Below are 11,642 nucleotides of genomic sequence, written 5' to 3'. Positions count from 1 at the left end.
GCTCAGGTCGCCTGGAACTGGGCGCCGATCTCTTCGCCCTTCCGCCAGACCAATTTGCAGACATGGAAGGTCGGCATCCGGTCGATCTCGAGCAGGAAGGTCTCCGGGATCAACTCGGCTTCCGGGAGGATGACCCGGACCCCGACATCCGATCGGTCAAAGACCAGACACGACAGGGACCGATGTTCGTCGAGGCAGATCCGCCCCGGAACGTCGAGGCGGGTTCGGGATTGGGCGCGGCGATCGATCATTGCGAGCCTCGGATGAGGATCACAGCTTCGCATGGGCGGGTACAGGTCCGGTGAGGCAATTCACTCAAATTGTCCGCATCGCAGTTTTCGCCGTCAAGCGAGCAGGTAGCTCAGGAGGGCGCGAAGCTGCGCCGGCTTGACCGGCTTGAGCATCAGTTCGGCCTGCGCCTCCACCACCCGGCGCCCGACCTCGACCCCGTAATCGGCCGTGGTCACGATGACTGGAGTGATCCACCCCCGCGCCTGCCGGAGATGATCGACGACGTCGAGGCCGCAGGCGCCGTCCGAGAGGTGGAAGTCGATGATCATCACGTCGGGCCGGGGCATTCCCGCGCGGAGCGAGTCCATCACACCCGCCAGGGCCCGGTGGCTTTCGACCTCGGCGTCCCACCCGCGGAGCAGCCGCTCCAGCGCCTCGGCCGTCGAGGCGTCGTTCTCGATCACGAGGACCCGTGCCCCCGTCAGGGTTGTGGCGACGGGCGTCGGGTGGACCAGCACGTCGGGGGCCGTCCCCGCGAGAGGGATCTCCACGCTCATCCGGGTTCCCCGCCCGACGCGGGAATGGAGCTGCACGGGGTGGCCGAGGGCCGTCGCCATGCGCTGGACGATGGAGAGACCGAGCCCGAGCCCCGGGCCGCCGGCATCTTCCCCCTCAGCGGTGCCCCGGAAGAACTCCTCGAAGACGAGGGCCCGCTCTTCCTCGGGGATGCCCCGGCCGGTATCGATCACGTCGATCCGGCACTGGCCGCCCCGCCGACGCACGCCGATCAGCACCCCGCCGGACTCGGTGTAGCGCACGGCGTTGGACACGAGGTTCTGCAGGATCCGCTGCATCAGGACGAGGTCGGTAGCGACCACCACGTCCCCGGCGCGCACCAAGAGCCGCAGACCCTTCCGCTCGGCGAAGGGCCGGAAACTCGACTCGATATGCGCCACAAGGTCGGCGAGCCGTACCGGCTTGATCACCGGGCGCACCGCGCCGGCATCGAGCTTCGAGATGTCGATGAGGGCCTTGATCAGGTCCTCGATGGTCTGGAGTCCCCGCTCGACCTGACCCGCGATGGTCTGCGCCTCGTGGCCGGGGGCGAGATCCGCCAGGGCCGAGAGGGAGAGCCGGGCGGCGTTGAGGGGCTGGAGCAGGTCGTGGCTCGCCGCGGCGAGGAAGCGGGTCTTGGAGCGGTTGGCGGTCTCGGCCTCGTCCTTCGCCGCCTGAAGAGCCGTGTTGGACGTCTCCAGGCTCTTCATCAGCGAGGTGAGTTCCTCGGTGCGGGAACGGACCCGCCCTTCGAGCATGATCGCCGTCTGGAACAGCGCGTAAGCGCCGCCCTGCTGGTCCATGGTCCGCTCGACATGGGCCATGAGGGCAGCGTTGATCCGCTCCAGCTTGACGACCCGGCGGGCGAGATCCCCGGACTCGTCGCTCGTCTCGCCGTCCAGCGCCACCGTTGCGCTCCGCGGGCCGATCACGCCGGGTGGTTCCGGCCGATCGCGATGCCCGTGAAGGTCTGGTTCAGGTGCATGGACCGGTACTGCTCGCCATAGGTCTCGAAGCCGACCACGCCGTAGCGGCTGTAGAGATCCGAGATGCGGTGGCGGACCTGCCGACTCTCGGCGTCGAGGCGGCGGAGCACGCAGTCGAAGCCGATCACGAGGTCGAGGCCGCCCAGGATCTCGTCGAGTCCGGAGAGCTCCGCCCGGGTGGCCTCGACGATGTCGTGCGGCTCGGCAAGCGTCAGCACGGCGCCCTCGCTGATGGCGCAGAAGAAGGTCAGGGACCCGTCCGGCTCAACCCGGCTGATCGAGCGGCAGTAGTATTCCCCACCGACCTTCACCGCGAGGGGATAGGCCGCAAAGCTCATCGGCGTGAGGTTCTCGGGATCGAGGCCCACCGCCTTGGCATATTCCCACGCCGCCGGCTCGGCGTTCAATTCGTGGACGCGCCGGTGCTCCTCGCAGGCGGCGGTCACGACGAACTTGCGCGGCGTTGGGGCGAAGTTGTCGCTCTTGAAGATACGGATCGGGAAATCGGTCTCCACGAGGATCAGCACCGCGGCGTTGGTGTGGACCGCGCCGTGATGGATCAGCACCGTTCCGGCGAAGGCGAGGTCGTCCCCCGCGGAACCGCCGACGAGGGGGATGCCGTCGAGCGCCCAGGCGACCGCCGAGACCACCGTTTCCTCGGCCTTGGCCATGGCGTCGATCAGGGAGAGGGCGAACTGGCTGCCGGGCACGGGATCCGGCCGGACCTGATCGAGGGCGCGGCGCAGGCTCCGCACGGCGCTCGCCGCGCCTCCGACATCGAGCCGGTCGATTCGGGTCAGCACGTCGCTGACGATGCGAAAGCCCTGCCGGGGGAAGGCGATGGCCACGAGCCCCCGGTCGATGGCACCGGCAGGGCTGATCCCCCCCGAGGAGCTACACCCGAGGAGCGCCACCCCCGGGAAATGGTGGTCCACCGCGGCGATGAGGTCCTGTGCATCGTAGGCCGGCGAGAAGAACACGAGCAGATGCCCGATCGGCTCCCGGTCGAGGAGCGCCGCCACGGAGGCAACCGCCTCACGCACGTCCGATGTCTCGGTCCAGGCCGACTGGATCCCGCACAGATGCGAACGCATCCGCGTTCCATCGATCACGGCGCCACTCCCACTCGGGGCCGCTCTGACTTGGCGACCTATTAGTGAACTATATCTCGCCTCGGGCAAATGTTGCAAACAGGCCCAGCCGGGGAGGAATGCGGGCTTCACCGCGCCTTCATTACTTCCCCGCCGCCCCGCCCGGCGCGGGCCGGATCGCCGCGCCCCAGGGGAAGCGACCGACCTTCACCGTCTTGATCGCCCGCAGCGCCGGGACGTCGATCACCGTCACGTCCCCCGAAACGCCGTTGGTGGTGACGAGCCGGTCCTGCTCCGGGGTGAGGGCCGTGTGCCAGACCCGGCGGCCGACGAGGATGTACGCGCTTACCTGAAAGGTCTTCGCATCCACCACCGCGACCCGGTCGGAGGGGCCCAGCGCCACGAAGGCGAGGCGCCCGTCGTCGGTGAGGCTGATGCCGACCGGCTGGATCCGGTCCGAGGCCACGCCCTTGATCTCGAAGCGGATCGTCCGAACCACCTTGCGGGTCGCCACATCGATCACCGCGACGCTGCCGCCGATCTCGGACGAGACCCACAGGGTCTTGCCGTCCCTCGCGAATTCCGCGTGACGGGGGCGCTGGTCAACCGGGGTCGCATCCACGGCGGCGAGGGTGGCGACATCGATCCAGTGGACCATGTTCGTCGTCTCGGAGGTGGTCACGGCTGTCCTGCCGTCCGGGCTGACCGCCATGCCTTCGGGCTCGATCCCGACGTCGATCTGCGCCTTCACGCTCTTCGTATCGACATCCACCACCGTGGTGGTGGCATTGTTCTCGTTGGCGATGAACAGGGTCCGGCCGTCCGGGGAGAGGGCGAACTGCTCCGGGTCCTCGCCGGAGGGCAGGTCGGCCAGAAGCTTGCCGCTATCCGGGTCGATGACCTGCACCGAGTCGGAATCGCTTGCGCAGACGAACAGGCGCTTCCCGTCCTTCGAGAACACCACGCCCCGCGGGCGCCTTCCCACCGGGAAGGTCCGAGTCACCGCGTAGGTGGCCGAGTCGATCACCGAGATCGTGTTGTCGCGCTCGTTGGTCACATAGATCTCGGCGGCCGTGGCGGGGAGGGCTCCGAGCAGCAAGGCCATGGCGGCCCCACCCGCCATAAGCCGCTTCACCGTCAAGGCGAGCGGAGCGAAGCAATCCAGCAGCGCCACATCCGAAAGCGGCCCGCCACCCTGGATTGCTTCACTGCGTTCGCAATAACGGGGAAGGCGGCCCGCACCCGGAAGCGCCTCGCCTGAAAAGGCCGCCTCTTCGCGCCCGCGCCCGCGGCCACGGCGATGCGGCGGAGGTCGGATCATGTCATCCTCCGAAGGCCTTGCAGGCGCTTTCGGGCCGGTCGAGGCCCAGCGTGTCGAGTTCGGTGGACCGGTGCAGGAAGCCTTCCACCGGCGCCATGCCGACCACCGCGCCCGGCCAGAGCAGATAGAGGGGCTGGCGCAGCTGGCCGTTCCAGGGGCGGAAGCTCAAGGCCCGCCCCTTGAAGCCGCCGACCTCGAAGGCAGGATCGAGCATCAGCTTGGCGATGGCCGCCGGATCGGCCGACTTGAGCTTGACCGCCGCCTCGCCCACGGCATGGACGGCCATCCAGCCGGCCCAGTCGACAGGGTCCATGGCCCGGCCCGCGAGCTTGCGGAACCGCTGTTGGAGCTGCGCGGCAGCCCAGGCCTCCACGGGCCGCCCCCAGGCGGCGGGGCTCAGCCCCTGCGTGCCGACGACCGGCCGGGGCGCTTCCGTGTTGTAGACGAGATTGGTGCCGAACTCGCCGGCCTCGTCCGCCACCGCCACGACGTCGTGGTCCGGCCCCCGGGTCGCCAGGGCGAATTCCCTGAGGGCGCTGTCCCGAAGGTCCGCGCCGCGGGCGTCGAACTTCGTCTCGGCGACGATCCGCGCCCCGAACTTCCGGGCGCTCCGGCGCAGGGATTCCGCGTAGAGCCCGTCCCCCGAATCCGGCCCCGCGACGAGGAGGATTCGCGTCCACCGCTTGAACACGAGGAGCTGGACGAGGGCGTCCGTCAACATCGCCCGCGACGGGATGACGTGCAGCACCCGCCCGCGGCAATCGACATCGCGCAGGGACGTGTCGGTGGCGCCGATGTTGAGAAGGATCACGTCCTTCGCCTCGGGTGCGTCGGCCAGGGTGAGCAGGTCGGCGGCGGGGGCGTTGATCACCACGAAGCGGGGATGGCCGGCTCCGGCGAGCAGGCCGGCGAAGGCCGCGCGGATATCCGCTCCCGGCTCGACCACCGTGCTCGTCAGGCCGAAGGACAGCCCCACGAAACGCCCGGTGGAGTTCGAATCCCGCAGGCCGAGTTCAGCGCCCTTAAGGCCTTCGTCCGCCGGAAAGGGATCCTCGTTGTTCAGGGGGTTCGGCCGCTCGATCCGTCGCTCGAGATAGGCCACCGCGACCGGATCGGCCGTCAGCGCCGGCATGGCGGAGGCCGCGAAGAAGGGGAGGAGGCAGGCAACAAGTCCGCCCGCAAGGGCGACCACGCCCCTGCGCACGCCATGTTGCCTCCGGGCCCCTCGCTCGGTCGCCACCCGCATCCGGCCGGTCTCGTTTCCACCCAATCGTTCGTTCTTGAACCCGGCATAAGGCGGACATTCCCGCCAGGAAATAAGACCAAGGTGCGGTCCGCCTTCAGTGTCGGCGCGTCGTACCAAAGCACAATGGGTTCACTCCCTCCGGCTTGCTAGCCTCCAAACCAATAGCTGCCAGACCGGCCGATACATGCCGGCCGGGGGCGGCGAGGGAGGGTTTCGGTATGTCCAGAAGGCTTGCGCTCGCAGGTAGCGTTCTTGCTGCGCTCGCGGTATCGAGCGGCGCCGTCTTCGGTCATGGAGATGTGCAGCCCCAGCCGGTCAACACCGACGGCCTGCCGCCCCTCGGCGACACGTGGCGCGACGAGAACCCCTACCGGGACAACGCCACTGCGGTGAAGATCGGCTCTTCGGCCTACAACCAGAACTGTGCCCGCTGCCACGGCCTTCAAGTGATCTCCGGCGGCATCGCCCCCGACCTCCGTTACCTCGAGAAGGGGAAGGAGGGCGACGAGTGGTTCAAGGAGCGCGTGACCCACGGCGCGATCATCGACGGCATGACCAAGATGCCGGTTTTCGCGGGGGTCATCTCGCAGGAAGGGCTGTGGGCGATCCGCAGCTACATCGAATCCCAGCACGTCGACAATTGAGCGCGCCGCGATGACCCGCCCCTTCCCCCGGCGTGCCCTGCTAGCGGCAACCGCCGTGCTGTTGGCCGCCGCACTCCCGCCGGCGACCGCCCCGGCTGTCGCCCGTTCCCTCGACGCCGTGCGGGAGGACGGCACCCTGCGGGTCGCGCTCTATGAGGACAACGCGCCGTTCTCCGCCCTGAGAGACGGCAAGCCGGCCGGGATCGAGGTGGACATCGCGCAGGCCCTGGCCGACACGCTGAAGGTGAAGCTCGACCTGCGGCTCATCGATGCCGGGGAGAACTCGGACGGGGATCTGCGCCTCGCCCTGTGGCGGGGCGACCTCGCCAACTCCGCCCTCTCGGACGTGATGCTTCACGTGCCCTCCGATCGGATGTTCGCCCAGCGCAACGAGCAGATCTTCACCACGCGGCCCTACCTCCAGCAGCGGCTCGCTTTGGCGTGGCGCCGGGGGACGACGGAGGATTTCGAGACCCTCGGCGATATCGGGCAGACGCCCATCGACGTGGAGGGCAACAGCGCCTCGGACGCGATGCTCCTCACCGCCAACGGCGGCAGCCTGCGCACCAACCTCAAGCACTTCAAGAGCTTCGACGAGGCTGCGAAGGCGTTCCTTGCGGGGGACGCCCCCATCCTGGCCGGCACCCGGTCCGAGATCGAAGGGGCCCTTTCCGACACGAAAACGCCCCGCGAGACGGTGGGCATCACGCAGGTGAAGCTGGCCGGTCCGATCAAGACCTCATGGGAACTCTGCGGCGCGGTGAAGAGCGATTCCCGCGACCTCGGCTACGCGATCGGCGACGCCATGACCGCGATGATCGACAACGGCACCATGAAGCAGATCTTCGCCAATCATGGGGTGAGCTACGATCCACCCACGGGCTACTGAGACTTCGCGCCGCCGTTACAAGACGAGTGCATCGATCCTGGCGGACGTCGCACGGGACGTAAGTCCGTTATTATCAGACTGACCGAATTCGCTTTCACGTCTGTATAGTGAATTCAATCCGCACGTGTTCATGGAATTCGTGTTTGCGGTAATGTCGATCATTCGCCCGCACCCGAAGTCAAAGAGTTACTTGCTAGATCATACTTATGGCCAATAACCGACATCCGCGAATCCGCTTAGCCTGAGGATCGCGTCGAGGCCGCGCCGCAAACAAGGGGTTCGAACCCCACCGGCCGTGAAACACCCGGAGGAGATGTCATGAGAATGCGGACGCAGTTTCTCGCGGCGGTGGGGATTGCCGCCCTCGCCGCCGGCGCGGCCAGCCTTTCGGCCTCGGCCAAGGAGCCCGAGAAGACCGCCGCCGCCTCGGGCGCCGGGGTGACCGAGCAGGACATCATCAACGACGCTAAAACCCCCGGCGACGTCGTCACCTACGGTCTCGGCCCGAAGGCGCAGCGCTACAGCCCGCTGAAGGCGATCGACAAGGAGAGCGTGAAGAGCCTCGTCCCGGCGTGGTCGTTCTCGTTTGGCGGCGAGAAGCAGCGCGGCCAGGAGAGCCAGGCGCTGGTGAAGGACGGCGTAATCTACGTCACCGGTTCGTATTCACGCATGTACGCGATCGATTCCCATACCGGCGAAAAGAAGTGGGAATACGACGCGCGCCTGCCGGAAGGCATCCTGCCCTGCTGTGACGTGGTGAACCGCGGCGCCGCCCTCTACAAGGACAACATCTACTTCGGCACTCTCGACGCGAAGCTCGTCGCCCTCAACACCAAGACCGGCAAGGTCGTGTGGCGCAAGGACATCGACGACTTCAAGTCTGGCTACAGCTACACCGCCGCGCCGATGATCGTGAAGGGCAAGATCATCACCGGCGTGTCGGGCGGCGAATTCGGCGTCGTCGGCCGCATCGAGGCCCGGGACGCGGAGACCGGCGAGATCGTGTGGAAGCGCCCGGTCATCGAAGGCCATATGGGCGAGCTGAACGGCAAGCCCTCCACCATGACCGGCAAGACCAACGAGTCCTGGCCCGGGGACATGTGGAAGTTCGGCGGCGGCGCCACTTGGCTCGGCGGCACCTACGATCCCGAGTTGAACCTCATCTATGTCGGCACCGGCAATCCGGGCCCGTGGAATTCCTGGCTGCGCCCGGGCGACAACAAGTGGTCCGCCTCGCGGCTGGCGATCAACCCGGATAACGGCGAGATCGTCTGGGGCTTCCAGACCACGCCGCACGACGGCTGGGACTTCGACGGCGTGAACGAGTTCGTGCCCTTCGACATGCAGAAGGACGGCAAGACCATCAAGGCCGGCGGCACCGCCGACCGCAACGGGTTCTTCTACGTCCTCGACCGGACCAACGGAAAGTTCATCTCGGCCACGCCGTTCGTGAACAAGATCAACTGGGCGAGCGGCATCGATAAGGACGGCCGCCCGATTTACATTCCCGAGAACCGCCCCGGCGATCCGAGCCAGGCCACCGGCGACGACAAGAAGGGCAAATCGGTCTTCGCCGTGCCGAGCTTCCTCGGCGGCAAGAATTGGATGCCGATCGGCTACAGCCCCGACACCAAGCTCTTCTACGTGCCCTCCAACGAATGGGGCATGGATATCTGGAACGAGCCGGTGAACTACAAGAAGGGTGCGGCCTATCTCGGCGCCGGCTTCACCATCAAGCCGATCTTCGACGACCATATCGGCTCGCTGAAGGCGATCGATCCGGCCTCCGGCAAGACCGTGTGGGAGTACAAGAACAAGGCGCCGCTCTGGGCGGGCGTGCTCACCACCGCGGGCGGCCTCGTCTTCACCGGCACGCCGGAGGGCTTCCTGAAGGCCTTCGACGCCAAGTCCGGTGAGGAACTGTGGAAGTTCCAGGTCGGCACCGGCGTGGTGTCCTCCCCGATCACCTGGGAGCAGGATGGCGAGCAGTGGGTCGGCGTCACCGCCGGCTGGGGCGGCGCCGTGCCGCTCTGGGGCGGCGAAGTCGCCAAGACCACGGCCGGCATCAACCAGGGCGGCAGCTTCTGGGCGTTCAAGCTGCCGAAGAAGGTCGCATCGCGCTGAGACGACGCTGCGGCGGGACCGCTCCCCGGTCCCGCCCGACTCGCGCCCCGGCCGGCCTACGGAGCCGTCCGGGGACCAGTTGTTCTGAGGGCGCCCTTCCCGCACCCGGCATGATCGCGACGAGACCGATGACGACGCCCTCGCCGGAACGCGCTACAGCCAAAGCTCCTGTCCGCTCCGCAGCCGGCGCTATGATCCTCGCCCGCGAGGGCAGCGGGCCGCAGACGGGGGTGGCCGGAATGCAATTGCTGATCGTGGACGATCATCCTCTCTTCCGGGAGGCCCTGGCGAGCGCCATCACCCTCGCCTTCCCCGATGCCGTGTTGCATGAGGCGGACGGCATCCGCGCCGCCTGCGAGACGCTGGGCCGGGAGCCGGGCATCGACCTCACCCTCTTGGACCTGTCAATGCAGGGAGTGTCCGGTTTCGACGGCCTCGTAACCATCCGCACCCGCTTCCCGCGGGTGCCGGTGCTGATCGTCTCGGGGCTGGAGGATCCGCGGATCATGCGCGAGGCCCTGCAGCGGGGGGCGTCCGGCTTCGTGCCGAAGGCCGTCGACAAGGCGACCCTTACACGGGCGATCGCAGAGGTGATGAACGGTGCCCTGTTCACGCCACCCGACCTCGCCGGGGCGCCCGAGCCGGTCTCGAGCCGCAAGTCCCCTTTGGCCGAGCGGGTGTCGCGCCTAACGCCACAGCAGATGCGCGTCCTGATGATGATCCGCCAGGGCAAGCTTAACAAGCAGATCGCCCACGAATTGCAGGTCGGCGACTCGACCGTGAAGGCCCATGTCTCCGAGATCCTACGCAAGCTCGAGGTGATCAGCCGGACGCAGATCGTGATCGAAACGGCCTATCTCGACTTCGACACAAGCAATGGCGGCTTCCCTGCGGCGTGACGTCAGGTCCGAAGGCGCGGTGGCCTCGGCTCGGGTGAGACGGCTTCGTTCACGAATCGTGCCGCGCTTCGCGAGAGCCCCAGGCCGCCCGAGATCGGGACAAGGCACGGCAATGCGAAACGAAAAGGGCACGCCGCGGGACTGGATGGTCCCGCGGCGTGCCCTTTTCTGTCGAAGCCGGTCGCGGACGCGGTGCGCTCCGACTATCGGCTTCTTCTCCCGGGCGGGGTCCGCCGACCCCGGGCCGCCGGTCCCGCCCGGGGATGTCACAGGATCAGAAGTCGCGCTGGACGCGGAAGCGGGCCTGGAAGACGTCGGTGCTGGTGATCGTCTTCACGGCATTGCCGGCATTCACGTAGGCCGGCGAGTAGTTGAACTTCTGGGTGTCGAGCACCCGGCCGTTCTGCACGCCGTACTGGGCGTACAGCCCTTCGACGCCGATATCGAGGTCCTTCACCGGCGACCAGATCAGGTTCGCGCCGGCATAGAGCGAGTACGTATCGCGCAGGTTGCCGTTGAGGGCGTAGAAGCGCGTACCGGCCTTGCCGACGCCGGCTGACGACAGCACCGTGCTGTTGGCGTTCGCTCCCGTGGCCGGGACGAAGCCGTAATAGGCCCCCTGCGCAGCGCGGGCGCCGGAGCCGAAGGTGTTCTCACCGTAGGAGGCGAACACCGCCGACCGCCACTCGGGCGTCCAGTAGTGCAGAAACGAGCCGACCACCGAGAAGCTCTTGGAAAGCTGGAGCTGGTTGGTGAGCGGGTTGACCGTCGCGTCGGAGAAGTTCTGGTTGAACGACGCGCCCTGGATCGAGCTAGAGCTGATGGCGTAGGAGCCGGGATAGGCGCCGTTGCCGGTGTACATCTGCGCGCCCTCGGCATAGGCGCCCTGGAGGTAGAAGGCGTCGCCGGGCGTGATGAACGGGGCATTGACCTTCACACCGCCCTGCACGGCCCAGCCGTATTCGCTCTTGGTGCGCTGGGCGACGGCATTGGTGGCGTTGAGGGCCGCGCCGGCGCTGTTCACGCCGAGGAAACCGCCCTGGGAGATGACGTTGCCGGTGTTCAGCTCGTGGACGGCGGCGGAGATCTGAGCCGAGCCCCAGGGCTGGTCGTAGCGCAGGACGCCGACGAAGTCGGGCATGCGGTTGCGCTGGATGCCGTCGGTGAAGCCGAAGCCGGTCGGCTGGCCGTTGGCATCAACGCCGAGCACCACGGGGATCAGCGAGTTCGACTGGCCGAAGATGGCGGTCGAGGTGTTGCCCACCGCCGCGGACTGCGCCGAGGTCGGCGAGTAGATCGGGCTGCGGCGGAAGCTCGGGTCTTCCATCGAGATCGTGGCCGAGAGGCCGTTGCCGACCGTCGCGGTGTAGGCGAGGAGGTTCGTGGATGAGACGTCCGAACCCGACGTGGCGCCGATGAACTCAAAGTCGTGGGCGTAGAAATCGAAGAACGAGGACGCGCGACCGGCGGTCAGGCCGGCGAACTGCACGAAGGCCTTATCGGTGCTGAAGTACTGCTCGACGCGGCCAGGGCAATGGCGACTACAGCGGCTACCGTGGTCTCGCCCGCATCAACCTCGATGCCCGCACCCAGACCGGCTACGGCACCCTGCGCGCCTTCATCCGCATCGAGGCCGCCAGCCGCACCGGCATCCCG

General features: G+C 67.5%; 11 protein-coding genes. 4 read left to right on the top strand and 7 right to left on the bottom strand.

Going from position 1 to position 11,642, the window contains the following annotated elements:
* Positions 1 to 2 precede the first annotated feature (2 nt).
* From MFF22_RS22080 to pedA1, 5 genes are all read right to left on the bottom strand, one after another.
* Positions 3 to 251 (bottom strand): PilZ domain-containing protein, encoded by a 249-nt coding sequence (locus MFF22_RS22080; RefSeq protein ID WP_238252757.1) that lies wholly within the window; start codon positions 249 to 251, stop codon positions 3 to 5.
* A 93-nt stretch (positions 252 to 344) separates the two neighbouring features.
* Entirely contained in the window at positions 345 to 1,610 is a 1,266-nt protein-coding gene (locus MFF22_RS22075; RefSeq protein WP_238252805.1) for an ATP-binding response regulator, read from the bottom strand.
* A 104-nt stretch (positions 1,611 to 1,714) separates the two neighbouring features.
* A complete protein-coding gene (locus tag MFF22_RS22070) occupies positions 1,715 to 2,884 on the bottom strand; it encodes an FIST N-terminal domain-containing protein (protein WP_238252756.1) in 1,170 nt (389 codons plus the stop codon).
* A 121-nt stretch (positions 2,885 to 3,005) separates the two neighbouring features.
* Positions 3,006 to 3,986 carry a PQQ-dependent catabolism-associated beta-propeller protein gene (locus tag MFF22_RS22065; protein ID WP_238252803.1) on the bottom strand — a complete coding sequence of 327 codons (981 nt, stop codon included), beginning with the start codon at positions 3,984 to 3,986 and terminating at the stop codon, positions 3,006 to 3,008.
* 199 nt (positions 3,987 to 4,185) lie between these two features.
* Positions 4,186 to 5,430, bottom strand: coding sequence for a lanthanide ABC transporter ABC transporter substrate-binding protein PedA1 (gene pedA1 / locus MFF22_RS22060; protein ID WP_238252755.1), 1,245 nt, complete (start codon positions 5,428 to 5,430; stop codon positions 4,186 to 4,188).
* Between the two features lie 218 nt (positions 5,431 to 5,648).
* Between pedA1 and pedF the strand changes: the two genes are divergently transcribed.
* The 4 genes from pedF (at position 5,649) to MFF22_RS22040 (ending at position 9,986) form a co-directional block, all read left to right on the top strand.
* Positions 5,649 to 6,074, top strand: coding sequence for a cytochrome c-550 PedF (gene pedF, locus MFF22_RS22055; protein ID WP_238252754.1), 426 nt, complete (start codon positions 5,649 to 5,651; stop codon positions 6,072 to 6,074).
* Between the two features lie 10 nt (positions 6,075 to 6,084).
* Positions 6,085 to 6,963, top strand: coding sequence for a substrate-binding periplasmic protein (locus MFF22_RS22050; RefSeq protein WP_238252753.1), 879 nt, complete (start codon positions 6,085 to 6,087; stop codon positions 6,961 to 6,963).
* 318 nt (positions 6,964 to 7,281) lie between these two features.
* Positions 7,282 to 9,087, top strand: a complete 1,806-nt coding sequence (locus MFF22_RS22045; RefSeq protein WP_238252752.1) for a PQQ-dependent methanol/ethanol family dehydrogenase — start codon at positions 7,282 to 7,284, stop codon at positions 9,085 to 9,087.
* Between the two features lie 239 nt (positions 9,088 to 9,326).
* Positions 9,327 to 9,986, top strand: coding sequence for a response regulator (locus MFF22_RS22040; RefSeq protein ID WP_238252802.1), 660 nt, complete (start codon positions 9,327 to 9,329; stop codon positions 9,984 to 9,986).
* A gap of 274 nt (positions 9,987 to 10,260) precedes the next feature.
* Here MFF22_RS22040 and MFF22_RS22035 read toward each other — a convergent pair whose 3' ends face one another.
* Together MFF22_RS22035 and MFF22_RS22030 are read right to left on the bottom strand one after the other, a co-directional pair.
* Positions 10,261 to 11,475 carry a porin gene (locus MFF22_RS22035; RefSeq protein WP_306424695.1) on the bottom strand — a complete coding sequence of 405 codons (1,215 nt, stop codon included), beginning with the start codon at positions 11,473 to 11,475 and terminating at the stop codon, positions 10,261 to 10,263.
* The coding region (locus MFF22_RS22030; RefSeq protein ID WP_238252751.1) for a hypothetical protein at positions 11,457 to 11,642 on the bottom strand (186 nt) is incomplete at its 5' end. The genes MFF22_RS22035 and MFF22_RS22030, both read right to left, overlap by 19 nt.

This window comes from Methylobacterium persicinum (assembly GCF_022179525.1).
GTDB lineage: Bacteria > Pseudomonadota > Alphaproteobacteria > Rhizobiales > Beijerinckiaceae > Methylobacterium > Methylobacterium persicinum.
Note: the sequence above shows the minus strand (reverse complement) of the source record. Positions and strands in the feature narration are given on the sequence as shown.